The sequence below is a fragment of the Kangiella sp. genome (assembly GCF_048265365.1).
In the GTDB taxonomy this organism is placed as follows: domain Bacteria; phylum Pseudomonadota; class Gammaproteobacteria; order Enterobacterales; family Kangiellaceae; genus Kangiella.
This window is the reverse complement of the sequence record NZ_JBLXBT010000002.1, coordinates 353,946-380,586: the sequence shown is the minus strand read 5'-3', so window position 1 is coordinate 380,586 and position 26,641 is coordinate 353,946. Positions and strand designations below refer to the sequence as shown.

The 26,641-nt window shown below is 43.9% G+C and carries 16 protein-coding genes and 1 pseudogene; 11 read left to right on the top strand and 6 right to left on the bottom strand.

The features are described 5' to 3' along the window. Positions 1 to 26 precede the first annotated feature (26 nt). From ACN0VI_RS10930 to rimI, 4 genes and pseudogenes are all read left to right on the top strand, one after another. Positions 27 to 2,495, top strand: a complete 2,469-nt coding sequence (locus tag ACN0VI_RS10930) for an acyl-CoA dehydrogenase (RefSeq protein WP_417447049.1) — start codon at positions 27 to 29, stop codon at positions 2,493 to 2,495. Positions 2,496 to 2,705: 210 nt separating this feature from the next. Beyond that, a pseudogene (locus tag ACN0VI_RS10925) lies at positions 2,706 to 3,851 on the top strand (2-isopropylmalate synthase); the annotation flags it as partial. A gap of 24 nt (positions 3,852 to 3,875) precedes the next feature. After that, entirely contained in the window at positions 3,876 to 4,376 is a 501-nt protein-coding gene (locus tag ACN0VI_RS10920) for a hypothetical protein (RefSeq protein ID WP_417446820.1), read from the top strand. Positions 4,377 to 4,429: 53 nt separating this feature from the next. Further along, entirely contained in the window at positions 4,430 to 4,888 is a 459-nt protein-coding gene (rimI, locus tag ACN0VI_RS10915) for a ribosomal protein S18-alanine N-acetyltransferase (RefSeq protein ID WP_417446819.1), read from the top strand. A 5-nt stretch (positions 4,889 to 4,893) separates the two neighbouring features. Here the strand turns inward: rimI and ACN0VI_RS10910 are convergent, their stop codons facing one another. Then, positions 4,894 to 8,280 (bottom strand): EAL domain-containing protein, encoded by a 3,387-nt coding sequence (locus tag ACN0VI_RS10910; RefSeq protein ID WP_417446818.1) that lies wholly within the window; start codon positions 8,278 to 8,280, stop codon positions 4,894 to 4,896. Between the two features lie 285 nt (positions 8,281 to 8,565). Here ACN0VI_RS10910 and ACN0VI_RS10905 point away from each other — a divergent pair, with 285 nt between their 5' ends. The 5 genes from ACN0VI_RS10905 (at position 8,566) to ACN0VI_RS10885 (ending at position 17,343) form a co-directional block, all read left to right on the top strand. Next, entirely contained in the window at positions 8,566 to 9,870 is a 1,305-nt protein-coding gene (locus tag ACN0VI_RS10905; protein ID WP_417446817.1) for a mechanosensitive ion channel family protein, read from the top strand. Between the two features lie 90 nt (positions 9,871 to 9,960). Further along, on the top strand, positions 9,961 to 11,550 hold the full coding sequence (gene prfC / locus ACN0VI_RS10900) for a peptide chain release factor 3 (RefSeq protein WP_331891791.1): 1,590 nt from the start codon (positions 9,961 to 9,963) through the stop codon (positions 11,548 to 11,550). A gap of 52 nt (positions 11,551 to 11,602) precedes the next feature. Further along, positions 11,603 to 12,397, top strand: coding sequence for a TatD family hydrolase (locus tag ACN0VI_RS10895; protein ID WP_417446816.1), 795 nt, complete (start codon positions 11,603 to 11,605; stop codon positions 12,395 to 12,397). Between the two features lie 155 nt (positions 12,398 to 12,552). Further along, the gene (locus ACN0VI_RS10890) at positions 12,553 to 15,450 is read left to right on the top strand and encodes a TonB-dependent receptor domain-containing protein (protein WP_331891793.1); all 2,898 of its coding nucleotides are present in this window, start codon (positions 12,553 to 12,555) and stop codon (positions 15,448 to 15,450) included. Positions 15,451 to 15,579: 129 nt separating this feature from the next. After that, complete coding sequence (locus ACN0VI_RS10885) at positions 15,580 to 17,343, top strand: GspE/PulE family protein (RefSeq protein WP_417446815.1); 1,764 nt, start codon at positions 15,580 to 15,582, stop codon at positions 17,341 to 17,343. Between the two features lie 95 nt (positions 17,344 to 17,438). Here the strand turns inward: ACN0VI_RS10885 and mltF are convergent, their stop codons facing one another. Continuing rightward, on the bottom strand, positions 17,439 to 18,929 hold the full coding sequence (gene mltF, locus ACN0VI_RS10880; protein ID WP_417446814.1) for a membrane-bound lytic murein transglycosylase MltF: 1,491 nt from the start codon (positions 18,927 to 18,929) through the stop codon (positions 17,439 to 17,441). Between the two features lie 165 nt (positions 18,930 to 19,094). On the opposite strand from mltF, the gene purL reads away from it, so the two are divergent. Continuing rightward, on the top strand, positions 19,095 to 23,003 hold the full coding sequence (purL, locus tag ACN0VI_RS10875; RefSeq protein ID WP_417446813.1) for a phosphoribosylformylglycinamidine synthase: 3,909 nt from the start codon (positions 19,095 to 19,097) through the stop codon (positions 23,001 to 23,003). A 168-nt stretch (positions 23,004 to 23,171) separates the two neighbouring features. Here the strand turns inward: purL and ACN0VI_RS10870 are convergent, their stop codons facing one another. From ACN0VI_RS10870 to ACN0VI_RS10855, 4 genes are all read right to left on the bottom strand, one after another. Continuing rightward, the gene (locus ACN0VI_RS10870; RefSeq protein WP_417446812.1) at positions 23,172 to 23,357 is read right to left on the bottom strand and encodes a hypothetical protein; all 186 of its coding nucleotides are present in this window, start codon (positions 23,355 to 23,357) and stop codon (positions 23,172 to 23,174) included. Positions 23,358 to 23,488: 131 nt separating this feature from the next. Continuing rightward, a complete protein-coding gene (locus ACN0VI_RS10865; RefSeq protein ID WP_417446811.1) occupies positions 23,489 to 24,022 on the bottom strand; it encodes a hypothetical protein in 534 nt (177 codons plus the stop codon). 100 nt (positions 24,023 to 24,122) lie between these two features. Further along, complete coding sequence (locus ACN0VI_RS10860; RefSeq protein WP_417446810.1) at positions 24,123 to 24,485, bottom strand: hypothetical protein; 363 nt, start codon at positions 24,483 to 24,485, stop codon at positions 24,123 to 24,125. A gap of 58 nt (positions 24,486 to 24,543) precedes the next feature. After that, entirely contained in the window at positions 24,544 to 24,873 is a 330-nt protein-coding gene (locus ACN0VI_RS10855; protein WP_417446809.1) for a hypothetical protein, read from the bottom strand. A gap of 173 nt (positions 24,874 to 25,046) precedes the next feature. Here ACN0VI_RS10855 and gshA point away from each other — a divergent pair, with 173 nt between their 5' ends. After that, the gene (gene gshA / locus ACN0VI_RS10850) at positions 25,047 to 26,615 is read left to right on the top strand and encodes a glutamate--cysteine ligase (protein ID WP_417446808.1); all 1,569 of its coding nucleotides are present in this window, start codon (positions 25,047 to 25,049) and stop codon (positions 26,613 to 26,615) included. Positions 26,616 to 26,641 lie beyond the last annotated feature (26 nt).

Here is a 26,641-nt window from a genome sequence, read left to right as displayed (position 1 = left end):
AATAATTGTTGAGGTAATTTGAAATGATGGGTTTATTACAGATTGTTGTGATGTTGCTGGTGGTGGGCTTTTGTGCCTATCAACGTATGGCAATGAAGAAAGCAATGATCATTAATGCAGTTGCTTTGGTTGTTTTATGGATTCATGGTGGTTTTACTTGGGGATTATTCATTTCGTTGCTGATTTACGCAGCCGTAGCAACTTTCTATCTACTTCCTGATTTGCGCATTGATTGGATTTCTCGTAAAGCCTACCTCTTTATGCAAAAAGTCCTGCCGCCAATGAATGAGACTGAAAAAACCGCTTTAGAAGCTGGTGACGTCTGGTGGGAAGGTGACTTGTTCCGCGGTAATCCAGACTGGAATAAGATGCTTAATATCACCAAGCCGGTGTTAACCGAGGAAGAGCAGTCATTCGTTGATAATGAAACGGAAGAATTATGTGCGATGTTGGATGATTGGGACATTGTGCATAAACGTAAAGATTTACCGCCTGAAGTATGGCAGTTCATTAAAGACAAAGGCTTCTTAGGAATGATTATTCCGAAAGAATACGGCGGTAAAGGTTTTTCGGCGCTGGCCCATTCGACGGTTGTGACTAAGATTGCAACGCGTAGCGGCAGCGCTGCGGTAACAGTGATGGTGCCTAACTCATTAGGCCCTGGCGAACTGTTGTTACATTACGGCACGCAAGAACAAAAAGATCATTACCTTCCTCGTTTAGCTAAAGGTGAAGAAATTCCCTGTTTTGCTTTGACCTCTCCAGTAGCTGGTTCTGATGCGGGAGCGATTCCAGATAAAGGTATCGTCTGTAAAGGCAACTATAAAGGCAAAGAAGTACTTGGTATCAAGATCACCTGGAATAAGCGCTACATTACCTTAGCGCCTGTGGCAACCATTGTTGGACTGGCATTTAAAATGTACGACCCAGACAACCTGATCGGTGATCAAGAAGATTACGGCATTACCTGTGCTTTAATCCCGGCTGATCATCCGGGTGTTGAGATAGGTCAGCGTCATTTGCCAATGAATCAAGCCTTCATGAATGGCACGACCACAGGTAAAGACGTTTTTATTCCAATGGATATGCTTATTGGCGGTCAAGAGTTCGCTGGCCAAGGCTGGAGAATGTTGATGGAAAGTCTGGCAGCTGGTCGCTCTATTTCATTGCCAGCAATGGGCACGGCGGTAGCAAAACTATCTTATCGTATGACCGGGGCTTATTCGCTAGTGCGTGAACAGTTCAAAACGCCGATTGGCCGTTTCGAAGGTGTTGAAGAAGCCATGGCTCGTATTGCAGGTCTTGCTTATCGTACTGAAGCGAGTCGCGTCATGACTGCGGGTGCGGTTGATTTAGGTATCAAACCTTCGGTAGTGTCGGCCATTGCAAAATATCACATGACTGAAATGGGCCGTGAGATCATGAATCACTCAATGGATATTCATGGTGGCCGTGCCATTATTATGGGTGAACGCAATTATCTGGCTAATGGCTATATGAGCCAGCCGATTGGGATTACCGTTGAAGGTGCCAACATTCTGACTCGAAACCTGATGATCTTTGGTCAGGGTGCGATTCGTTGCCATCCTTATGTGTTACGCGAAATGATGGCGGCGCAGTTGGAAGACACTGAAGAAGGCGTTAAGCGTTTCGATAGTTTGCTGTTTCGTCACATTGGTTATGGCGTCAGTAACTTTGCGCGTACTTTTGCCTTAGGCTTAAGTGGTGCGAAATTTGCTTCAAAGCCAGTCGGTGGTCAAACCGGGAAATATTATCAGCACTTAACTCGTATGAGTTCTGCTTTGGCACTAACCTCAGATATCGCCATGGGTATTCTGGGCGGTGACTTGAAGCGTAAAGAACGTTTGTCAGCGCGTCTGGCGGATGTGTTAAGTCACCTTTATATGTGTTCAGCGGTATTAAAGTATTATCAGGACAATGATCGTCCATTAGCCGATTTGCCTTATGTGAAGTGGAACATGGAGTATGGCTTGTATAAAACTCAGGAAGCCTTCTACGAATTCTATGAAAACTTCCCGATTAAAGCGGTGGGCAAGGTATTGCGTTTTATCGCTTTCCCATACGGTAAAAGCTATCGTATGCCTTCAGATAAACTGGAGCAGGAAATCGTTAAGCCGATGTTGCAGGATTGCGAAATTCGCGACCGTATCACCCAATATGCTTATGTGGGTAAAACCGCCGATGATGTGACTGGTCGTGTTGAGCTGGCATTCTTGAAAGTGTTAGCTGCTGATGAAGTCCGTCGTAAGCTGCGCAAAGCCATGAAGGCCGGTGACTTGGATAAAAATGCTACTAATATGGAGCGTATTGAGCAAGCCATCGATAAAGGCATCATTGATAAGGAAGAGCAGCAAATCCTGGTCGATGCCGAAGAAGCGCGCATGGATGTGATTCAGGTTGATGACTATTCGCATGAAGAAATCTCAGGTGTGGTCGAAGACAAGCCTAAGAAGAAAAAGAGCAAATCAGCTTAGTTTTAGTTGTGTGTTAAAGAAGCAGGGCATTGTCCCTGCTTTTTTTTGCTTGATGTTTATCAACAATCTATGAAGTGATAGAGAAAATGTTGGTCTAACCTGTCATCAAACCTTATCTTAGCCCCGTAATATTTGGTATCCTAAGCGGATGAATAAAGTTGGCCTGTGAGTGCTTGAAGCTGATTGAGGCCTTATTGGAGTAGATATTATATGAGTCAGAAAGATAAATTAGTGATTTTCGATACCACCTTGCGTGATGGCGAGCAAAGCCCTGGCGCGTCAATGGACAAAGAAGAAAAACTGGAAATCGCTAAACAATTAGAGTTAATGAAAGTTGACGTGATTGAAGCCGGTTTTGCGATTGCAAGCCCTGGTGACTTCGATGCGGTTAAGTTGGTTGCTGATAATATCAAAGACAGCACCATCTGTTCGCTGTCGCGCGCTATGGAAAAAGATATTCAAGCTGCGGGCGACGCACTTAAAGGCGCTAACTCAGCACGTATTCATACCTTTATTGCTACTTCGCCATTGCACATGAAGCATAAGTTGCAGATGGAGCCTGAGCAGGTGATTGAGCATGCCGTGAGATCGGTGAAATTTGCGCGTAGTTTATGTGATGACGTTGAGTTCTCATGCGAAGATGCCGGCCGTTCTGATTTGGACTTTATGTGCAAAATCATTGAACAGGTGATTAATGCTGGTGCTCGCACTATCAATATCCCAGACACTGTAGGTTATAACCTTCCTGATCAATACGCTAATACCATTCAGCAATTAATCGAGCGCATTCCTAATTCAGACAAAGCCATTTTCTCAGTGCATTGCCACAATGACCTTGGTCTGGCAGTTGCTAACTCTCTGGCGGCGGTGCAAAAAGGCGCGCGTCAGGTTGAGTGTACTATTAATGGTTTAGGCGAGCGTGCCGGTAATGCTTCTCTGGAAGAAGTAGTTATGGCTATTAAGACTCGTCCTGATTACTTTGATGTGGAAGTGGACATTGATACGCGCCACATAGTGCCTACATCACAACTGGTATCTAAAATCACCGGCTTTGCGGTACAACCGAACAAAGCGATTGTTGGCGATAATGCCTTTGCACACGAATCTGGCATTCACCAGGATGGCGTACTGAAGCATCGTGAAACTTATGAAATTATGCGCGCCGAAGATGTGGGCTGGGCTAACAACCGTATGGTGTTGGGTAAGCACTCGGGTCGTAATGCTTTTAAGAGTCATTTAGCGCAATTGGGCGTGCAGTTTGACAATAGCGATGACTTGCATGATGCCTTTGTTGCTTTCAAAAAGCTGGCCGACCAGAAGCATGACATTCTTGATGAAGATTTGTTGTCGCTGATTAAGCGTTAATCCGGCTATTTACTAATGATGACTGTTTGGAATCGTTCCTATCTTGAAGCAATGAGTGTTCCTGTCTGGGTTTCCAGGCAGGAGACTGTTGCTACCGAGCAAGAGGAATCCGCAGTAACAGCAAAACCAGAGTCTCAAGTAGCCGAAACTCCAATAGAGCAAGCGACAACTTTCGGTTTTGTTTCAGTGGCCGGTGATGTGCAGGCTAAAACCTGCATTCTTGTCACTGCGGAACAAGATTTACAGCAAGCAAAAAACAATTTCCAATTACTGGTGCAAGCCTGGAAGCAGTGGCAAGAGACAGACTTGCCATTAGCTTTACTGCAATTAGTTGAAGACGATCATTCGACGGCAAAAGCTGAGCCAATTAATGACCTTAAAGATAAGCAATTACTGCTTTCTTCAACTCAAACAGTAGAGTTACCTCACCTTAATGTTAGGCAGGTTCCGACTCTGAACTGGCAGTCTGCCAGTGATAAGAAAGCCTGGTGGCAACTGATACAGAAGCTTGTTTAGTTTTTGTTGATACACTTCTATTGATTACCTTACCTTACCTAAAGCCCTATTAGATGTTCTATCCTGATAATGAATACCATGTTCGCCAGCTAACTGAAGCTGATTTGGCACAAGTATGCTCAATTGAGAAAAGAGCCTATACCATCGCCTGGACCGATAATGTTCATGCTGAGTGTGTTGAATCCGGCTACCCCAGCCTGATATTAGAGCAGGGAGGGGCGATAGTTGGTTATGCCATTTTTAATTACTTGTATGACGAATGCCACTTGATGAATATTGTCACAGATCCTAACTTTCAGGGACTGGGTGTGGCTACAAGGCTGATTAAAGAGATGTATAACACAGCTAAAAAGTCAGGCATGGTTAAAGTGATTCTGGAAGTTCGGGCATCAAACAAGATTGCCATTGAGTTCTATCATAAGCAGGGTTTTGCTGAAATTGGCCTACGAAAAAATTACTATAAAACTGCTGATGGTCAGGAAGACGCTTTAGTGATGGAACTGATTCTTTAAGCCCGTTAGGCTTCTTGTGTGTTTTGTGGGTCACTACCTATCAAAAACTGCTCAAACTGTTCAGTGACAAGCGGACGACTGTACCAATAGCCTTGCATTTCTTCACAACCTTTTTCACGTAAAAAATCCAGTTGCTCCTGAGTTTCGACCCCTTCAGCAATCGTCGTCTTGTGCAGGCTATGAGCCATTTGAATGATGGCTGTAACAATTGCCTGGTCATCGATATCGGTCACAATATCCTTAATAAATGACTGATCGATTTTGAGTTTATGCACAGCGAATTTTTTAAGGTAGCTCATTGAGGAATAACCTGTTCCAAAGTCGTCGATTGAAACTTTAAAGCCGGCGTTACTTAATGCGTCAATGGTAGTCCCTGCAACTTGAGGATCCTTGAGAGCTACTGCTTCAGTTAACTCTACTTCGATATTTTCAGGGACGACTCCAGCTTTCTGTACTAAGCTGGTGATTCGTTGAACCAGATCAGGCTGGTGAAATTGTAGTGCTGAAATATTAACGGCAATGATCACCTCCGGTAATCCTTTCTCTAACCAGATTTTTTGTTGTTGCGCTACTTGCTGTATGACCCACTCGCCAATCTGCACTATGAGACCATTTTGTTCAGCTAAAGGAATAAACTCGGCTGGCGAGATTGAACCCCATTCAGGATGTTCCCAGCGTAACAATGCTTCTGCGCCAACCATTGAGTTATCACTTAAATTCATTTGTGGTTGGTAGACCAAATGGAACTGGTTATTAATTAAGGCCTCTTTTAGCGCTACCGATAATTGCAATGAACGAAGTGAGTGCTCCTGCATTTCCTGGGCAAAGAATCTGAATGTATTGCGGCCATCATGTTTAGCACGATACATAGCAGTTTCAGCACACATGATGAGTTTGTCTGCGCTTTGGCCGTCATTGGGTGAGACCGCTAGCCCAATGGATGGACTGATAGAGAGTATATGTGAGTTGAACTTGATTTTTCGTTGAACGACCTCAAGAATGTTTTTGGCAATTAATGCTGCGGAGTGCTCATTGGTTAAGGGAAGAATGGCAGCGAAAGTATCACCTGCAATACGTGAAATGATCGATTGTTTGCCCAGTTCAAAGCGAAGGCGATTAGCAATCTCAATTAAAATTAAATCCCCGACCTGATGGCCAAGGGAGTCATTGATGTTTTTGAAGTTGTCCAGGTCAAGCCACATGACTGTCATAGTTTGTTTTTGCTTAAAGCTGTCGTCCAGCAATTGCTGTAGTCTTTCTTCAAGCATCTCACGCTTCAACAAGCCAGTCAGTTGGTCGTAATTTGAAAGCTGGTGGATTTTTTCTTCGGTAATTTTCTTGAACGTAATATCTTCCTTGTGCGCGACATAGTTAATGATTTTCCCTTTATTATTGCGAACTGGGTAGATCATGGCGAATTCGGTGTAATGGGAGCCATCTTTACGACGACTAACTAATTCACCACGCCAAGCGTCGCCGCGCGCGAGTTGACGCCAAATTAACTTGAATGTTTTATTTGGGTCTTGTTCGGCACTAAAATCTACGGGGGTTTTGCCGATTGCTTCTTTTTCAGAGAAACCAGTGGTTTGGGTAAAAGCTTTGTTGACGTATTGAATGTTGCCATCAGTGTCAGTAATAAGAACTGGATAGGGATTCTGATCGATGCCAGTTGATAAGCGACGGATGGTTGCATCTTGCCAGCTTTGTTTCGTAAGGTTCCAGATAGTATTTGCCAGAATTTGCAAGGTCTCTACATCTTGTGCTGTGTAGTCAGATTCTTTGTCACCCACACCGACCATCATGGTGACTTTGTCGTTATCAATAACCGGTAAGCTAATCAGCCTTTTAAGGTAAGCATGGTCTCCAGGAAGTCCTTTCTTTTCGCTGGCAGTTTCATAATCATTGATGACAACCGGACGTTTATCGCGTATAGCATCGGCCCAAATTCCCGCTTGATCAATTGGGTATTGATTTTCAAAGTTTTCTGTAGAGTTATGAGCTAGCGTATTGGTTGACCATGTGACGATCTTACTAAGTTTTTGTGTATCATCAATAAATTGAATGAAGGCAATAGAGCTGTTTGTGAGGTTCTCTGCTATGTCCACACTATGCTGCATGAAGTAGCGCTCTCCACCAATATGCAGATGGTTTTGCAGTTCGAGTAAGTGTTTATTAAGTTTTGCTTCATGGGCAATCTGTTGTTCGATTTTTATGGTGTTTGTGATATCTCGAGACAAAATCAAGAATGTTGACGGCTCGTCAAGTTGACCTTTCTTACGAGAAATTGATAGTTCAAATGTGCGGAGTCCACTGGGGACTTTGAGATCTATTCGGGTGCCTTGAGAGCGACCAATTTGGTTGGCTGTATCTATGGCTTGCATACATCGTTTAGCATTGTCTTTGTCCATGGTTTCTTTGATGTTGCTTCCAATTAATTCTTCTTCTCTCCGGAGAAGTAACTCGGGATTTGCCGAATGAATATCGAGATAGTTACCTTTAGCGTCAACTTCAATTAATAAATCCGGTAGCGCATTTAAGGTTGCCGATAGCTTGGACTGCAGCTGGCTCATGCGCACAAAAGGACTCTGGATGGCTTCGACAAATAATGCGCGATATAAAAAGCTAAAGGAAAAGATTTTATAAATATGTCCAATCAGGTTGTACAGGTCTGCAATGTTGGCATAGAGCGTAAAAAAGAATTCACTCATTGCCATGGTAATGGCTGCTGCAACTAGCCAGTTAGCACCAAACTCTCGAATATTGTTGAGTTGATTAATAAAAAAAAATGCTGCTATCAGGTAAAGAGCAATCAGTAGATACTCAGATATAATTTTAAATTGAGTTAAGCCTTCTTCAATCGAAAATGTATCTGGGACAGACTCCGGGAAGTATAAAAACCAGTAATGAAACAAACCCACAGTCAGAAGAGTTAGTGCCAACCAAAAGTATCTCGACAGTTTTGCAAGCTTACGCTCGAATTTTGGGGTGATAGCGGCAACTAATAACACAGCAATAGCAATCATAAACCGGGCAGCCAGCCAAAAATTAATCGCTTTTTCTGGTCCGCTTGGTGTGATTAAGTCAGGCATCCCCTGATAAGAGATGGTGTGGGTTAAATCCAGTAGTGCTACGCCAAGCGCTCCACAGCCTAGAATGATAACTTTGGTGGTTGGCTGAAATTTCTGGGTGACCCAGGCTATACCAAACACCATCGATGCTACCGCAATCGATATTATTTCCAGAGCTGTATGAAGCGGTAGGTAAGAGGCAAGTCCTTGACTAACATCTGGGGCAGGCAAGATGATAACAACACCCAGTGAAATGACTAAAGCAATAACCCAAATTGAGACTGAATGGTCAGAGTTTTGAAACTTTCTGTGTCTTGAAAGCATAAACTTCGGGCTATCCCCTTACTCGAAAGGTAGTTATGAGCGCGACTTCCTGTAATATTTAGAACAGGAAATGACCCCACATAATGTCGTTTATAGCAGTAAATTAGCAAATGCTCAACTAAACTCATCGTTAAAATAATTGAAATTATGGACGGCTAGATTTGCCGGATAGCGATTGAAGGCGCTTAATGCGTGGTTTTCTGCTCGCTTATAGGAGATCTCAACTTGACAGATGCGTGTAAACCACTAGCCTAAGGGCTAATTTCCAGGCTTTATTGGCACAGTATGCAGCAGCAATTTACAGAATGGTTAAAAAATCACGGCGTTGAGTTTTCGGATGTCACGGGACTTATTTCGGTTTTAGGACTTATTGTCCTGATTTCGCTTGTTGTTCACCTGATCCTGCACCGGGTCGTTTTACGGTTTGTTGAAAACCGGGCGCGGAAATCGGAAAAGCTTTGGAAGCGTTCATTATTCGAAAATAAACTGTTCAATCGTTTTGCCTTAATGATTCAGGGCATCATCATCTATATTCAGGCGGGGCTTTGGTTAACGCCGGATTCTGTAGTGCTGAACTGGGTACAAACTCTGTCGATCTTGTGGATTCAACTGTTTGCACTATTGACCATTTTCTCCTTCCTTGACGCGCTCTATTTAATGGGGCAGAGGAAAACAGAAACGAGAGCCTTGCCGCTGAAGGGTATCTTCCAAAGCATCAAGATCGTTTCGGTACTCATTATTGGGATCTTTGTCATCTCCATTCTGGTGGGTAAATCTCCGTTATTGATTCTGAGTGGCTTGGGTGCCATGACCGCAGTAGTCATGTTGGTGTTTAAGGATCCTATCCTTGGTTTAGTTGCGGGCATTCAACTATCGGCTAACAACATGCTCGAAGTAGGTGATTGGCTGGAAATGCCAGAGTTTGGCGCTGATGGTGACGTGATTGAAATCGCCCTAACCACGGTTAAAGTTCGAAACTGGGATAAGACCATTACTACGGTTCCTACCTATGCGTTGATATCTAACTCATTTAAGAATTGGCGTGGCATGATAGAGGCAGGCGGCCGCCGTATTAAACGTTCGGTGTTGATTGACTCGACCAGTGTTGAGTTTATGTCGGATGAGGTCATTCAGCGACTGAATCATTCAAAACTGTTGGCTCCCTATCTGCAGCAAAAGCTGGAAGAGGTGAACCAATATAATAAAGAGAACGGTCTTGATATGTCCTTTCGGATTAATGGTCGACGCCTAACCAATCTCGGCACCTTCAGGGCCTATTTACTCAGTTATCTAAAAAGTCATCCGCAAATCCATCAAGAACTTACTCTGATGGTTCGGCAGCTTGAAGCTTCTGCTAATGGTATTCCTTTAGAGGTCTATGTGTTCACCAAGACTACTGAGTGGGCTGCTTATGAGGGTATACAGTCGGATATTTTTGATCATATTTTTGCTGTGTTGCCTGAATTTGGGTTAAGAGTTCATCAGACGCCGACCGGTCATGATGTCCGATCATTAGCTTTGCCTAAGCAAGAGTCGGGCGAAAAGAGGGGATTTATTGACTCAGAGTCCAGACAAAATAAATCCAGCTAGAACCTCTGGAAGCTATAACATCTGGCGGCAAAACAGCTTATAATTGCCGCCTTATTGCTTCCGACACACGTTTCAACTTAAGAGAGTCGCATGTCCAAAACTGATTCAAAAATGGTGTCTCAAATCGAGAACCGCCGTACATTTGCTATTATTTCGCACCCGGATGCGGGTAAAACCACCATTACCGAAAAGGTATTGTTATTCGGCAACCAGATCCAGGAAGCGGGTGTGGTTAAAGGTCGTGGCGGAAAACATGCGACTTCGGATTGGATGGAGCTGGAAAAGCAGCGCGGTATTTCGGTGACCACCTCGGTAATGCAGTTTCCTTATGGTGGCCGTACGGTAAATTTACTCGATACTCCCGGTCACGAAGATTTCTCTGAAGATACTTATCGCACATTGACTGCCGTGGATTCGGCATTGATGGTGATTGACTCGGCAAAGGGTGTCGAAGCAAGAACGATTAAGTTAATGGAAGTGTGCCGTTTGCGTGATACGCCGATTATCACTTTCATGAATAAGATGGATCGTGATATTCGAGAGCCAATTGAGCTGCTTGATGAAGTTGAGGATGTTTTAAAAATTAAATGCTCGCCAGTCACCTGGCCAATTGGAATGGGTAAGCAGTTCAAAGGTGTTTACCATATCTTGGAAGACAAAACCTATCTCTACCAATCTGGACTGGGTCATAAAATTCAGGATGTGCGTATTATCGAAGGCTTGGATAATCCCGCACTTGATGAAGCTGTCGGTTATTTGGCAAAGGATTTACGCGAAGAGTTGGAGCTAGTGCAAGGCGCGAGTCATGAATTCGATTTGCAGGAGTTTTTAGAGGGTAAGTTAACTCCAGTATTTTTTGGTACCGCATTGGGTAATTTCGGGGTTAACCATATGCTGGACGGCCTTGTGAAATGGGCTCCTTCACCTTTAGCACGTGAATCTGATGAGCGTAAGGTGGAAGCAACTGAGCCGACGTTTACCGCTTTTGTATTTAAAATCCAGGCCAATATGGACCCGCAACATCGTGACCGTATCGCTTTTGCTCGAATCTGTAGTGGTAAATACACCAAAGGCATGAAAATGCGCCATGTGCGACTTAATCGTGATATGACGATTAGTAATGCGTTAACCTTCCTTGCTGGCGATCGCGAGCATCTTGAAGAAGCTTATGCCGGTGACATCATTGGTTTGCATAATCATGGCACTATCCAGATTGGTGATACCTTCACAGAAGGCGAAGCGATTAAGTTCAAAGGCATTCCTAACTTCGCGCCAGAACTGTTTCGTCGCGTGCGTTTACGCGATCCATTGAAGAATAAGGCACTATTAAAAGGACTGGTTCAATTATCAGAAGAAGGCGCCACTCAGGTGTTCCGTCCGCAAACTTCTAATGATTTAGTGCTCGGTGCGGTTGGTGTGCTACAGTTTGATGTGGTTGCACATCGCCTGAAAAACGAATATAAAGTGGAATGCATCTATGATCAGGTTAATGTTGCAACAGCCCGCTGGGTTGAGTGTGACGATGAAAAGAAGTTTGAGGAATTCAAGCGTAAGAATGCCGATAACCTGGCATTAGATGGAGGGGACAACTGGACTTATTTAGCACCAACCATGGTTAATCTGAATTTAGCCATTGAGCGTTGGCCAGATGTTCGATTCTTTGAAACACGTGAGCACTAAATCAGTCAAGTTCTATATCAGGTGCTCCAACGGAAAGGGTAGAGAATAGAGGATGTTCAAACCGAAGCACAAAGAACCAGAAATTAAACTTTTCGATAGCCACTGTCATTTAGATTTCCCGGTTTTTGATAGAGATCGGGAAGTCATCCTCAGTAATATGCATAAAGTTGGGATTGAGGGTGTCTTGATTCCAGGTGTTACTCAAGAAAAGTGGCGAAACTTGCGCAAATTAGCAGCACTAAGACCGGATGTTCACGTGGCTCTTGGCCTGCACCCTATGTTTCTCAAAGAACACAAGAAACAGCATCTTCATGATCTTGAGTTAGCAGTTACTGTCAATAACCTTTCTGCCATTGGTGAGATTGGTCTTGATTTCTATGAAAAAGGGGCAGATCGTAAAACCCAGATTGCGTTATTCAAAGCGCAAGTTGAAATTGCCAAGTCAGCCAAACTGCCAGTTATTCTCCACGTCAGAAAATCCCACGAAGATATTCTGCTATACCTGAAAACATTGCACTTTGAACATGGTGGGATTGTGCATGCGTTTAATGGCAGCCTTGAGCAGGCCAAACGGTATCGAGATTTCGGTTTTAAGTTTGGATTTGGTGGTGCTATTACCTACCCACGAGCGGTGAAATTACGCTCTTTAGCTGCAGAATTACCTTTATCTGATATAGTTCTGGAAACTGATGCGCCAGATATGAAGCCATATAATTATAATAAAGATCATAATACTCCCCTCAATATATTCCATAATTTCAATAGCTTAGTCGAGCTAAGAGAAGAGCCTGCCTATGAGATTGCTGAGGCCACGACTCGCAATAGCAAGCAAATACTGGGTATATAGCGGTCAATATCTCATTATTTCACATTTATCTAAAGACCCTGTTGTTATTGGTTAAGTTTTAAGCTATAACAATTCGCGGTTTGGCTTCTAGAAGGCTAAATCGTCCTATAGCTGAGTTATAAATAAACATAAACTAACAATAATGGGGTTTCAAAATGGATAAAAAATCTATTTTCCCGCCTGCCAAAAAGCTGATGATAGCCACTGCGATTCTTTCTGCTGTGAGCTTCAATAATGCTGTTTTGGCGGCAGAAGAGGAAGAAGCGGAGAGCATTGTCGTCACAGGTTCTCGTATTCGTCAGGCACAAGCAGAAGGTGCCAATCCAGTTAAAGTCTTAGACCGTGCTGCACTTGACCAAACCGGCTTAAAAACAATTGGTGATATTCTTGCCCAATTGCCAGGTTCTGGTTCTGCACTTAATACTCGATTTAATAGTAGCGGTAACTTCGGTTTTCCGCCTGATGGTGGTGGTGTTGGTGCCGGTGCTGCGCAGGTTGCATTACGTCATCTTGATGCTAAAAGAACCTTGGTTCTGGTTGATGGGCAGCGCTGGGTCAATGGCTCGTCTGCATCGGGTGTTGCTAACTCGGTAGATTTGAACACGATTCCAATCAGTATTATTGAGCGTGTTGAAATCCTAGAAGATGGCGCTTCGTCTATTTATGGTTCTGACGCAATTGCTGGTGTTGTAAATATCATCACTCGTAAAGACTTTGAAGGAATGGAAATCAATGCCTACGGTGGTATGTTTGATGAAGGTGATGGTGAAACTGGTCAGTTCGATATTTCATTTGGTGCAAACTCAGATCGCCTGAATGTCTTTTTCAATGTAAGCCATTATGATCAACAGGCAGTAAAAGCAATAGATCGCGAGTTGTCAAAAGTGCCGGTACCTTATACTGGCGTTACTCGAGGTAGTTCTGGTACTCCTCAAGGCCGTTTCTTATTTGTTGACCCTAACGATCAAGTCAACGACTTAACAATCAATAATGGTGTTACTGGAATCCCTACTTACGACTTAAGTAATCCAGGTGGTCCAAACGACGATTTCCATGCGTTTACAAACAATGATCGTTTTAACTTCTCAACATACAATTTGTATGTCACACCAAGCCAGCGTACATCTATCTTCGGCCAAGTTAATTATCAGATTTCTGATAATGTCAGCTTTTATACCAAAGCCATGTACAACAACCGTAAATCAACTAACCAGGCTGCTCCGGAACCAATTTTCATCGGTCCAGATGCCGGTACAGGCGGTTTGGCAGATACGGTTGGTATTCACGAAACCAATCCCTATAACCCATTTGGTTTTACGCTAGATGAGAATAACCTCATCTTTATCGGACGACGTCCGCTTGAAGGTGGGCCTCGTGTATTCAAACAAAACGTTGATACCACGTTTATTGGAATGGGTTTTAACGGTAGCTTCATGGCGGGTGATAACGATTACTATTGGGATATTAACTACAGTCACGGAAAGAATGATGCGCAACAAACAACTTACGGTAGTTATAATATCCAGCGTATTAAAAACGCACTTGGTCCACTGGCTGACTGCCAAGTATTAGAAGGTTGTGTCCCGCTTAACTTGACAGGAGGTCAGGGTGACGGTTCTGGAACTATTACTCGTGACATGCTGGATTATATTCAGCCTGTCATGACAGACATCAGTGATAACGTCATCGATACTTTCTCGGCTAATATTTCTGCGGACTTATTTGAAATGCCTGCTGGGTATTTCTCATTTGCTGCAGGTATCGAGTCACGCGAATATCGTGGTTCCTACCAGCCGGATTCTATAGTCGTTGCTGGTGAGAGTAATGGTGTTCCATCAACACCAACTCGTGGTGAGTATGACGTTGATGAATACTATGCCGAGTTCAAAATTCCATTGTTAAAAGATCTAGCGGCTGCTGAAGAGCTAACGCTGACTTTGGCTGCTCGTAACTCTGACTACAGTACTTTTGGTTCTGAAACAACAACCAAATTTGGTGCCCTATGGCGTGTAACTGACGAGTTCATGTTGCGTGGTGCTGTTTCCGAGGGCTTCCGTGCACCAAGTATTGGTGAGCTTTATGCCGGTGCCTCACGTTACGATGCAACCCTAACTGACCGCTGCTCAAACTATGTTGGTACTCAATTCCAAGAAGATTGCGAAGCGTTAGGCATTCCAGACACTTATCAGCAAACTAATCCACAGATTTCTATCACAACTGGTGGTAACCCTGATCTTGATGCAGAACGTTCTGATAGCACCACTTTTGGCTTTGTATATAGTCCAGGTTGGGCTGCAGATGCTGACTGGATTAATTCTTTGGATTTCAAAGCTACTTACTACGACCATGAAATTGAAGGTGCAGTCCAGGCAATTGATGCACAGACTCAATTAGATCTTTGTATTGAAACTCAAAACCCTGAGTACTGTAATGGAATCAGTCGCACTGCAGGTGGCGCTATTAATGGTTTCAATAATCGTCTGGTTAATATAGGTGTAATTGAAACATCAGGTTATGATTTTAATATAAGCTATGTCAGCCCACAGTATGACTGGGGTACATTGAATGTTGATTGGACGAATACTATCGTCAATGAATACATTGAGGAGTCATTAGGTATTCGTGAAGACATTGCAGGTATTGAGCGTAATGATTCTGGTATTCCAGAGTGGAAATCTATGATTAATACTACCTGGAAGCGTAATGATTGGAGTCTAGGCTGGACTATGCGTTATATCGATAGTTTAACTGAGTCCTGTTCAGATAGTTTGGACAATAGTCCAAATAGTCTAACTGCCTTAGGTTTGTGTTCGAATCCAGGAGCTACCGACGCTGAATCAACCAACGAGTTGGACTCTCGTTTATATCATGACCTTCAGTTTACATATTATCCTGAAGTTGACGGTATGGAATTAGAGTTGACAGTGGGTATTAACAATGCACTGAACGAAGATCCACCTGCATGTTATAGCTGTTCTCTAAATGGTTATGATCCATCGGTTTATGACCCTGAAGGTAGCTTTAGTTACGTTTCAATAAAAATGAAGTTCTAACTCAGGTTAGACTGACTTCAATAAATGGGGCTTCGGCCCCATTTTTTATGTTGGGATGGTTAGAATGTTTGGAAAATCAAACAGTTTGGTTTAACCTGAGTAAATCGCTTAGCAACAATCATTGGCATCATGTCAGGACCTTTATCCTCTTTTCAATTATTGGACTTATTAAAAAAAGCAAACTGGATCTCTGAAGAGCAATTCCAGGCTTCGCGAATTCATTTGCGTCAGGTTAATCCTAAGTTACATCCGATTGAGCAAGTTGCGGACCTTTCTTTAATGCGTGACGATGATCATACCTCTATGATTGATGAGGAGCTACTAACGCAATTTGTAGCGAAGTTGTATAAATTGCCATATGAAAAAATTGACCCTTTAAAAATTGATGTGGGTGGTGTGACTCGCGTTATGTCCATGGCTTACGCGCAGCGTCATAACATTTTAGTGATTCATGTTGATAAACAAGCTGAAGTGGTTAAGGTCGCGGTAATGAACCCAGAAGATCTGGCGTGGCGTGAAAGTCTTGAGCAGGTTATACGCATGAAGATTGTGCCAGTTATGGGTAATCCTGCGCTTATCAAACGCTACCAAAAAGAATTCTATTTATTGTCAGCTTCGATCAAAGGTGCCAATGAGGTTAAGTTACAAAAAGAAAATTCGGTCACCAACCTTGAGCAATTGATTGAGCTCAAAGGCGCAGAAGAGGCTGATGCTAATGATCAGCACATTGTACAAATTGTCGATTGGTTATTGCAGTATGCTTTCAAAGAGCGCGCCAGTGATATTCATATTGAGCCTCGCCGTGAAGTTGGGCGAATACGCTTCCGAATTGATGGGGTGTTGCATCCGGTTTATGAACTTCCCATCTCGATTACTCATGCGGTCATTTCACGTCTGAAAATTTTAGGGCGCATGGACCTGGCTGAACGAAGAAAGCCTTTGGATGGTCGTGTGAAAACAAAAAGTCCAGACGGTTCAGAAATTGAATTGCGATTATCCACTTTGCCAACCGCATTTGGAGAAAAATTCGTTGGTCGTATTTTTGATCCAACCGTTCTAACGCGTAATTTTGATGAACTGGGCTTGGAGTACGAAACAGAAACAACCTGGCGCGATTTAATTAGCCAGCCAAATGGTATTGTCTTACTAACTGGGCCAACGGGTTCTGGTAAAACAACTACCTTATATACCTCGTTAAAATTATTAGCCACTCCCGATGTTAATATATGCACCATTGAAGACCCTATCGAGATGGTGGACCCGAACCTTAATCAAATGCAGGTGCATCACGATATCGGTCTCGATTTTGCAGCAGGTGTGCGAGCTTTGTTGCGTCAGGATCCGGACATCATCATGATTGGTGAGATTCGAGATAAAGAAACAGCGCAAATGGCAGTGCAAGCGGCGCTTACGGGACATTTAGTGATTTCAACACTGCATACTAATGATGCCCCCTCAGCGATGACGCGACTGATTGAAATTGGTATCGAGCCGTATTTATTAAATGCCACCATGCTGGGAGTTATGGCTCAACGTTTGGTTAGAACTTTGTGTAAATTCTGTAAGGAAGAAAAGCCAACTGAACCAAAGGCTTGGGAAGCGTTAGTCGGTGACAATCAAATGGTATCCATGCCGGAAAAGGTTTTTCATCCAGTAGGGTGCGATCGCTGCCGCCATACCGGTTATCAAGGACGCCAAGGTATTTATGAATTACTTAAGGTTACAGATGGTTTGAAATCTCTGGTATACGAGAATGGAGAAATTCGCGAGTTAAGACGACAAGGGATAAAAGATGGCATGAACTTGTTACGAATCAGTGGTGCTTATAAAGTTGTTGCTGGAGTGACAACTATTGATGAAGTGTTGCGAGTAGCACCACGCGATACTAAATAATCATTCAAAGGTCTCAGAAAATAAGATCTCAGACAATAAAAAAAGCCTGATGAAAAGAGCATCAGGCTTTTTTTTATGTATACATCAGAACCGGTTTAGTTTTCGATAGGCTCTGCTATTTCTTCACTGGTTCCCAGTACATTGTCTTCTTCGGTGCTAGTCTGTTCGATATCGACATCAGGAAGCGATTCCGTTTCTGTATCCAGTAGTTCCGAGCCTCCAGCTTTAGCTTCTGCTACCTGCTTTAGGACCTGATAATAGCGGCGAATATTATTCACATATTTAACCGGCTCATCACCTCTGGCATAACCATAGCGAGTTCTTGAGTACCACTTCTTCTGGCGCAAGAGTGGCAGGTATTCTTTAACTGACAACCATTTGTCAGGATTAGCGCCATCCGCTTCAGCCAAACGACGAGCATCTTCGAGGTGACCAAAACCAACATTGTAAGCTGCCATTGCAAACCAGGTTCGGTCAGGCTCACCGATACGCTCAGGAATTTTCTTTTTCACCAGGCGTAAATAATCGGCACCACCTAAAATACTTTGCTCCGCATCGAGTCGGTTTTTAACGCCAAGCTGTTTGGCGGTATTCAAAGTCAACATCATTAAACCGCGAACACCTGTTGGCGAGCGCGCATGAGGCTCCCAGTGAGATTCCTGATAACCCATTGCCGCCAACAAGCGCCAGTCCAGATCATCCCCAGCAGCTTCATAGAAATAGGGGCGATACTTATCCAGTTTATTATCAATGGCGCGTAAAAACTCACGGCTTCCGACATAGTCGAATTTAGAAAGGTGACCATAATAACGTTCAGTCAGATAGCCTAATGTGCCGTCCTCGCGGATCTTTGAGAAAAACTCAATCGCTTTAACATACAGGCTATTGTCATTTTCTTTGGGAAAAGCCCAAGCCAGCTGCTCAGGGTCAGATACGCTAAACGCGACTGCAAGTTCGGGTTGAACCTGACGAGCCAGTAATAATTCATTGGAGTCGACGATGGTGTAATCAAATGTGCCATCCAATACACCATCTAGTAAATCTTGCGGAGTTAAGTCGGAGCGCTCGGTCCAGGTTAGCTCTGGGTAATCTTGCTGTGCTTCCAGCAGTGTCTCTGAATGCGAGCTGTTGGCAACAACTGTCAGGTTTTTATCAACCTGGCTAAAGTCGCGAGGACGGTCATGCCCCTGCTTGTAGACCAGCTTACTGGTGATATCTTGATAGGGTGGACCAAATCGCAGATATTCTTCACGTTGTGGAGTCACTGTTAATCCGGCGGCTGCAAAATCTGCACGCCCGCTGGCGACTTCACGTAGAATTTTGGCAATATCGTTTTCAGTAACGATCTGCACTCGAACGCCTAGCTCGTCGGCAAATAGCTTGACCAGATCGTACTCAAATCCACTAAAACCTTCCTCTCCCACATACATGGTGGTTGGTGAAATTCGAGTATATACTTTGATGTACCCTTGTTCCTGTACCTGTTCCAGCTGGTTTTTGGGCTCTTGACCGCAGCTTGTCAGCAACAATAGTGTCGTTATCAGTAGCGCAAAACCAATTAAGCTTTTTCTAAGGCCTTGATTCATTTAAGAAATTATAATCTTAGCGGTGGTTTGCCAACATTATGACTGCAACCAGCTAAAAAGTGCAAATTAAAGCATTCAATTTTCCCATTAGGACTTATCAATAACAGCCAATTAGAGTAAAATTTGCGCTTTCGCAATTCCTCCAGATTTACAGTCGAGATCGGTATGCTCATATTACGCGGTAACCCTGCCTTTTCTAACTTTCAAAAGAAACATTTACTCAATGAAGCGTCAGCAGTTAGCTCTCAAGTGGTTGATATTTATGGTGAATATGTTCATTACGTTGATACCAACAGTGAGTTGAGCGACGAAGAACTGAAAATTCTCGAAAGATTATTGGAATATGGGCCAAGCCGACCTGCCAGCGAGCATTCGGGCCAGCGTCTTATCGTCGTACCGCGTCCAGGCACTATTTCGCCGTGGTCTTCGAAAGCGACCAATATCGCGCAAAACTGTAGTCTGGATAAAATCGAACGAATTGAACGTGCTGTCGCGGTTTATTTTAAGACCAGCGATGGTGCTGAATTGAGTGCCGATGTAGTTGCTCAATTAAAGCCATTACTTCATGACCGCATGACGCAGTCAGTCTTCACTGAGCACAGTGAGGCGGAAGTTCTTTTTGAGCAACATCAGCCCAAGCCATTGGCGCATGTTGATATTCTTGGCGGCGGCCGCGAAGCCTTGGTTAAAGCCAACACCGACATTGGTTTAGCTTTAGCTGAAGATGAAATCGATTATTTGGTTGAGAGTTTCATCAAGCTCGGCCGTAATCCGTCGGATGTTGAGCTGATGATGTTTGCGCAGGCTAATTCAGAACATTGCCGCCACAAAATTTTCAACGCATCCTGGACCATTGATGGCATCGAGAAAGAGATGTCATTGTTCAAGATGATCAAAAACACCTACCAGGTCAATTCCGAAGGTGTTTTATCGGCTTATAAAGATAATGCAGCAGTTTTCGAGGGTTTCACGGCGCATCGTTTCTTCGCTAACGCAGAAACTAATGAATACCAATACCATTTAGAGCCTGTACACGTTCTGTGTAAGGTCGAAACTCATAACCACCCAACCTGTATTTCGCCTTATCCAGGTGCTTCGACTGGCTCCGGTGGTGAAATTCGAGATGAAGGCGCAACTGGCCTTGGTGGTAAACCGAAAGTGGGTTTGACTGGTTTTACGGTTTCAAACTTGAAAGTACCGGGTTATATCCAGCCTTGGGAAACTGATTATGGCAAGCCTGAGCGCATCGTAACTGCGTTGGACATTATGCTCGAAGGCCCAATTGGTGGCGCCAGCTTCAACAACGAATTTGGTCGTCCGGCGGTAACCGGTTATTTCCGTACCTTCGAAGAAGAGTTTGATTTTGAGTACGGTAAAGAAGTGCGTGGCTATCACAAGCCAATCATGATCGCTGGCGGCATGGGTAACATTCGCGAACAGCATGTAGAGAAAAAAGAAATTAAGCCGGGTTACAAAGTAATTGTCCTTGGTGGCCCAGCGATGCTGATTGGTTTGGGCGGTGGTGCTGCTTCATCCATGGCATCTGGTTCAAGCCAGGAAGATTTGGATTTCGCTTCAGTACAGCGCGATAACCCAGAAATGGAACGTCGTTGTCAGGAAGTGATCGACCGTTGCTGGTCAATGGGTGAGAAAAACCCAATCGAATTTATTCATGATGTTGGTGCGGGCGGTTTATCCAATGCCATCCCTGAGCTGGTGCATGATGGTGAGCGCGGCGGTAAGTTTGAATTGCGCCGTGTGCCGAATGCTGAAAAAGGCATGGCTCCGGTTGAAATTTGGTGTAACGAAGCGCAGGAGCGTTATGTGTTAGCGGTTTCTCCTGAAAGCCTGACCAAGTTCGAAGAAATCTGTGGTCGTGAGCGCTGCCCATTTGCGGTAGTCGGCGAAGCTACAGAAGAACTACACCTTGAATTAAACGATGAGCATTTTGATAACAAGCCGGTAGATTTGCCAATGGATATTCTATTCGGCAAGCCACCAAAAATGCATCGTGAAGCTGCTACCTTGGCAGCTCCATCAACAGCCCTTCCGCAAGTTGATGATATCAATGAAGCGGTTGACCGTATTCTGGCGTTGCCAGCAGTAGCCGATAAAACCTTCCTGATTACCATTGGTGACCGTACCGTTGGCGGTATGGTGTCGCGCGATCAAATGGTCGGCCCGTGGCAGGTTCCAGTAGCCGACTGTGCGGTAACGACTTCGACTCATAACAGCTACACTGGCGAAGCGATGGCGATGGGTGAGCGTACTCCTGCTGCATTACTGGATAGCGCAGCTTCTGCGCGTATGGCGGTGGGCGAAGCGGTGACCAACATTGCTGCAGCGAAAATTGATGACATCAAAAAAATTCGCTTATCAGCAAACTGGATGGCACCAGCGGGTGCACCAGGTGAAGATGTGAATCTTTATAAGGCAGTTGAAGCCGTTGGCATGCAGCTATGCCCTGAATTAGGTATCACCATTCCTGTCGGTAAAGACTCGATGTCGATGAAGACCGTCTGGGAAGACAATGGCGAAAAGAAAAGCGTTACTGCACCTTTATCATTAGTTATTACCGCCTTTGCGCCAGTGACCGATGTGCGCAAAAGTTTGACGCCACAATTGAGAACAGACAAAGGTGGCTCTTCATTAGAGACTGAATTATTACTGCTAGATCTTGGCCGCGGCAAAAACCGCCTCGGAGCAACAGCCTTTACTCAAGTCTATAAATTGCTCGGAACAGAACCAGCCAACGTTGATTCAAGCGATGATTTACGTAACTTCTTCAATGCCGTTCAGGCGCTTAATCATAATAATTTGGTTCATGCTTACCATGACCGTTCAGACGGTGGCTTATTAGCAACCTTGGTTGAAATGGGCTTTGCCGGAAACTGCGGTGTCAGCGTTGATTTGTCAGAACTCAATGGTACAGCCGAAGAGATTCTGTTCAACGAAGAGTTAGGTGCAGTATTACAAGTTCCTGCTGATAAACGTGATCAGGTTGAAGCCATTTTGGTTGAACACAAGGTCAACGAATTTGCTCACTTCATTGGCGAACCAGCAGAAACTAAAACCTTCAGTGTCACCAAAGATGGTAACGATGTCATCTCACGTGACATGAAAGACTTGCGCGCCATTTGGTCAGAACTAACCTTCCGTATGCAAGCCATGCGCGACAATCCAGAGTGCGCACAACAGGAGTTTGACAGTAAGCTTGATCTGGATAATCCAGGCATCAAGCCATTCGCCACATATAATGTCGATGAAAATATAATTAAGCCATTGATCGCAACTGGCGCTCGACCAAGAGTAGCTGTGCTAAGAGAGCAGGGCGTTAACAGCCATCTCGAAATGGCAGCCGCGCTGACTAAAGCCGGTTTTGAATGCATCGACGTTCATATGAGCGACATCCTATCCGGTCGCGTCAGCTTGCAAGACTTTATCGGGGCTGTCGCTTGCGGAGGCTTCTCCTATGGTGACGTACTTGGTGCCGGCGAAGGTTGGGCAAAATCGATTCTCTTCAACTCACGCGCACGTGATGAATTTGAAGCCTTCTTCAACCGTCCAGACACTTTCAGCTTAGGTATATGTAACGGTTGCCAGATGATGTCAAACCTCAAAGAATTAATCCCAGGTGCCGACCACTGGCCACACTTCGTGCGCAACCAATCAGCGCAATTTGAAGCACGTTTCGCCATGGTCGAAGTCGCCAAATCACCATCGCTATTCATGACCGGCATGGAAGGCTCGCGCCTGCCAATCGCCGTCTCACATGGCGAAGGCCGCGCAGAATTTAAATCTGAAGTACTGGCAAAACAAGTCAACGAATCGGGTTTAATCACAGCGCGCTACATCAACAATTATGGCGACATCGCAGATACCTATCCAGCCAATCCAAACGGATCACCATTCGGCATCACCGGCCTAACCACAACCGACGGCCGTGTCACCATCATGATGCCACACCCAGAGCGAGTAGCGCGTACGGTGCAGAACTCCTGGAGACCGGATGAGTGGAGAGAGGATGGGGCTTGGCAGCGGATGTTTTATAACGCCCGCAAGCACATTGGGTAAAATTGCCTTTTTCTCCCTATACTTTGTTGTATCAAGATTTTAATCAGGTCATTCACAAACGCGTGAACTCCCCTCTTAAAATCTTGATACGCCGCGTCTAGGAAGAAAAATTCTAATTTTACGATCTGAAATGATAGTTATGGATGGTGATTTGCCTTACTGTACGGTTTACCAAAATACATTGATAAGCTTATCATTGCTAAACTCAAACTTAACAGTAGTACCCCAAAACAGATAGTTTCCTTCTTCTGAAGCAATATCGGGATTATTAATTGCCTTTGGGTGATTTTTAAGAAATTGTAAGAGCTCTTCTTTTGATTTGCCCTTAAAGCTATATAAAAGTATTTCTGCCATTTCTTCGATTGCAACATCTCTCTGTCTGACTTCTAATTATTGCTGTGTACCTTCAGTAAATGTTGAGAACGCAGAAAAAGCACAAATAATTAGGACTAAATATTGCTTCATTAATTTTCCATGCATTTAATTTACCTTGAATTTCCAATTTTCTTAACGTAGAAATTAACTTGATCAAATGGTATGACTATTTGTTGATAATCGCCACCATGAGCATCTTTTTCAGTTAATAGGATATGGTCAAAGGGTGGGGATATATCGAACCATCCTCCGTCAATAGAAACGAAGGAATAAAAATCGAATTGCGCTAAATCAACTTCTGCTTCAGAGAGTAAATCTATAACCTCTGACTTAGCAGCACATATTACCTTGTGAGTCGGTTCTGCCTTATGAAAAAAAACTCTACTATGTCCAGCTGCTTCATAATCACTACCTGAACCATAAACTACAAATGATTCATTAGGTGAGCACACGACTCTTTCAACTAATAGTTCCCAATTCGCCTGCGCCCAATCATAGAAATACTCTTCAAATGAGACTAAGAAAAAATTTTCCTTCTCGGCTTTTAATTTATAAATTTCAAAGGATTCGGTAATCAATTGATAGTTGGCGTTTAGAAAAACAATAAAGTTATTAATCACTGTATTTAAAGGCATAAGGTTCATATTGGTAAATCCATAACTAAAATTGAGACTACAAGCCCTTCAGAACGAAGGGTGCGTCGTGACGCACCGAGTAAATACTGCATGCAATAACTTTGATGCATTACTTCTCCAGCCATTCAACCGACTTAACAAACCATGTTGTTGGAATAAACCGAGCCCTGAATTTTTTGCGCATTTTCTTGTTATCTTGATGGTAGATAAGGGCGAAGTGGTTTTTATGCATCTCTACTGTTTTGAACTCCAGGCTATGTTTTTCACACCAATCTCGGCCTACTTGGTTTAGAGCTCGTTGTGTTAGTTTGAAGTCGATAATGGAGTATATGAGGATTGGCACAACAAGTGCGCCAATACCGCCAACGATGTTTATTATTAATCTGACTTCGTTACTAAATTCAAAAGATGTCACAAGTTTTATTAGTAAGAACATCAACCAATATAAGGCAGCAATTATAAGAGGAGCCATTTCTATCCTTAGTTATGAATCAAGTAGAGTATAAGAACCATGCATGGGTAATGGTACTCTATATCCCCGCCAATAACCCAGCCACTAACGCTGTCAGTAATACCATCAGTATCACTTGCACGATTGCTATCAGTACGGCTTTTAAAAAGGTTGTACCTAACACTAGCATGTAGGCGAGGGCGGCTACTGGAACGGTAACAATCCAGCCGTAGGTGTCGTCTAATCCGGGGAAGTAGTGGTCAACACCAAACTGGAATAATGCGGATACGATTAAGGCGAACAGGCAGGAGAAGAAGCCTGTGTTTTTGGCGCCTATAAATTTAGCGGCGAATTTTAGTGGTAGGACAAGTAATAATACGACTATGAGTAAGCTGATTAGTGGTTCCATGGTGTCTCCAACCTGCTGTTATGGTTATTTATCCGATTTGGATTATGGCATCTAGCAATTGTTATTTCCAATTCATTGATAGTTGATATGCATTGAGGAACAAAGACTTAACTTCAAAATAGGTTTTCCCTGTGGCATAGTATTGGCTGCTCAATTCTTACTGAATCTATTTTATGCGTGACCCGAAACTGGATCGTGACGCTTTGGCGTTTGTGGAAGGCGAGTTGGCGGATTGTTTGACTCGTTTAAACCGTGGCATTGAAAAAGAGAGTTTGCGTGTCACGGAGGATGGTTACCTTTCAACTAAACCTCATCCTAAGCAATGGGGTTCTGCCCTGACCAATGAGTACATTACGACGGATTATTCTGAGGCTTTACCTGAGCTGATCACGCCGGTGTCGAATGATCGCTTGAAGCCACGCCAGTGGTTGCACGACATTCATCAATTTATCTATCAGCACATGGATGATGAAATTCTATGGATTGGTAGTATGCCCTGTATTCTGACAAAAGAAGACGATGTCCCTTTGGCCAATTATGGCACCTCGAATGTGGGTATGATGAAGCATATCTATCGTCGCGGTCTGGGTTATCGTTATGGTCGATACATGCAGGTGATTGCCGGAGTTCATTATAATTTCTCCCTTCCTGAGGACTTCTGGCCTAAATACCAACAGTTCAAGAAAGATAGCGGCTCGTTAAAAGATTTTATCTCCAATCAGTATTTAGGTCTGATTCGCAATTATCTACGTTATTGCTGGTTACTGCCTTATTTGTTTGGCGCTTCGCCTGCGATTTGTCGTTCCTTCACTAAAGGCAAGGGCGGTTCGCTGCTAGAAGACCATGGTGACGGTAGTTTATACGGTCAATATGCCACTTCTCTGCGCATGAGTGATCTGGGTTATCAGAACAATGCGCAATCTAAATTCTCTATTCGTCACAATGACTTAGACGAGTATGTGGGAGAGCTGGAGCGGGCCATTCGAACCAAGGATGAGTTTTATGAGGAGCTGGGCGTTAAGGTTGATGGCGAATACCGTCAGTTGAACGCTAATTTGCTACAAATTGAGAACGAATACTACGCGAAAATACGTCCCAAACGAGTCATTCATTCGGGTGAAAGACCGACTCAGGCTTTGAAAAGAGGCGGGGTTCAATACGTTGAAGTTCGCTCACTTGACTTGAATCCTTTCGATCCACTTGGTATAAGTCAGTCACAAATTGACTTTTTAGACGTCTTTTTGCTCTTTTGCCTGTTGCAGGAGAGCTGCAATCAATCGGATCGTGAGAATGCTGAAAACGACGAAAATTTCCGTCGTACGGTGTATTACGGTCGAAAACCTGACCTCGGGCTCTTGAGATTTAATCGAGCAATCCCACTAAAAGAGGCGGCATTGGCTATTTTCGAGGAAATGCGCCCGGTTGCAGTGTTGCTTGATAAGAGCAACCAAACCAAGGCTTATACGCAAGCGCTTGGTGAGGCCATTGAAATGGCCAACGATACGGAAAAGACGTTATCGGGTCAGTTTCTCAATAATATGCTGGCGTACGGCAAAGGTTATTATGGTTACACCATGGATCTTTCCAAAAAGACGCGTCAGCACTTTCTATCTGAGCACATCAGCCCTGAGGTTGAGGCTCTGTTCGAGCGTGAAGCGGCTCAGTCTATTGAGAAGCAAAAGCAGATTGAGGAGAGTGACTCCTTATCTTTTGAAGAATATCTCAAGCAATATTTTGCTTAGACACATTTATTTAACCTAGTGAGGTG

What these genes read in the sequence shown, in the direction of transcription:
- ACN0VI_RS10930 (WP_417447049.1), top strand. Translation starts at nt 27, where the DNA reads ATGGGTTTATTACAGATTGTTGTGATGTTGCTGGTGGTGGGCTTTTGT.
- mltF (WP_417446814.1), bottom strand. Translation starts at nt 18,929, where the DNA reads ATGAATCAAGGCCTTAGAAAAAGCTTAATTGGTTTTGCGCTACTGATA.
- ACN0VI_RS10870 (WP_417446812.1), bottom strand. Translation starts at nt 23,357, where the DNA reads ATGGCAGAAATACTTTTATATAGCTTTAAGGGCAAATCAAAAGAAGAG.
- ACN0VI_RS10895 (WP_417446816.1), top strand. Translation starts at nt 11,603, where the DNA reads ATGTTCAAACCGAAGCACAAAGAACCAGAAATTAAACTTTTCGATAGC.
- ACN0VI_RS10890 (WP_331891793.1), top strand. Translation starts at nt 12,553, where the DNA reads ATGGATAAAAAATCTATTTTCCCGCCTGCCAAAAAGCTGATGATAGCC.
- ACN0VI_RS10910 (WP_417446818.1), bottom strand. Translation starts at nt 8,280, where the DNA reads ATGCTTTCAAGACACAGAAAGTTTCAAAACTCTGACCATTCAGTCTCA.
- prfC (WP_331891791.1), top strand. Translation starts at nt 9,961, where the DNA reads ATGTCCAAAACTGATTCAAAAATGGTGTCTCAAATCGAGAACCGCCGT.
- ACN0VI_RS10885 (WP_417446815.1), top strand. Translation starts at nt 15,580, where the DNA reads ATGTCAGGACCTTTATCCTCTTTTCAATTATTGGACTTATTAAAAAAA.
- ACN0VI_RS10865 (WP_417446811.1), bottom strand. Translation starts at nt 24,022, where the DNA reads ATGAACCTTATGCCTTTAAATACAGTGATTAATAACTTTATTGTTTTT.
- rimI (WP_417446819.1), top strand. Translation starts at nt 4,430, where the DNA reads ATGTTCTATCCTGATAATGAATACCATGTTCGCCAGCTAACTGAAGCT.
- ACN0VI_RS10905 (WP_417446817.1), top strand. Translation starts at nt 8,566, where the DNA reads ATGCAGCAGCAATTTACAGAATGGTTAAAAAATCACGGCGTTGAGTTT.
- gshA (WP_417446808.1), top strand. Translation starts at nt 25,047, where the DNA reads ATGCGTGACCCGAAACTGGATCGTGACGCTTTGGCGTTTGTGGAAGGC.
- ACN0VI_RS10920 (WP_417446820.1), top strand. Translation starts at nt 3,876, where the DNA reads ATGATGACTGTTTGGAATCGTTCCTATCTTGAAGCAATGAGTGTTCCT.
- purL (WP_417446813.1), top strand. Translation starts at nt 19,095, where the DNA reads ATGCTCATATTACGCGGTAACCCTGCCTTTTCTAACTTTCAAAAGAAA.
- ACN0VI_RS10860 (WP_417446810.1), bottom strand. Translation starts at nt 24,485, where the DNA reads ATGGCTCCTCTTATAATTGCTGCCTTATATTGGTTGATGTTCTTACTA.
- ACN0VI_RS10855 (WP_417446809.1), bottom strand. Translation starts at nt 24,873, where the DNA reads ATGGAACCACTAATCAGCTTACTCATAGTCGTATTATTACTTGTCCTA.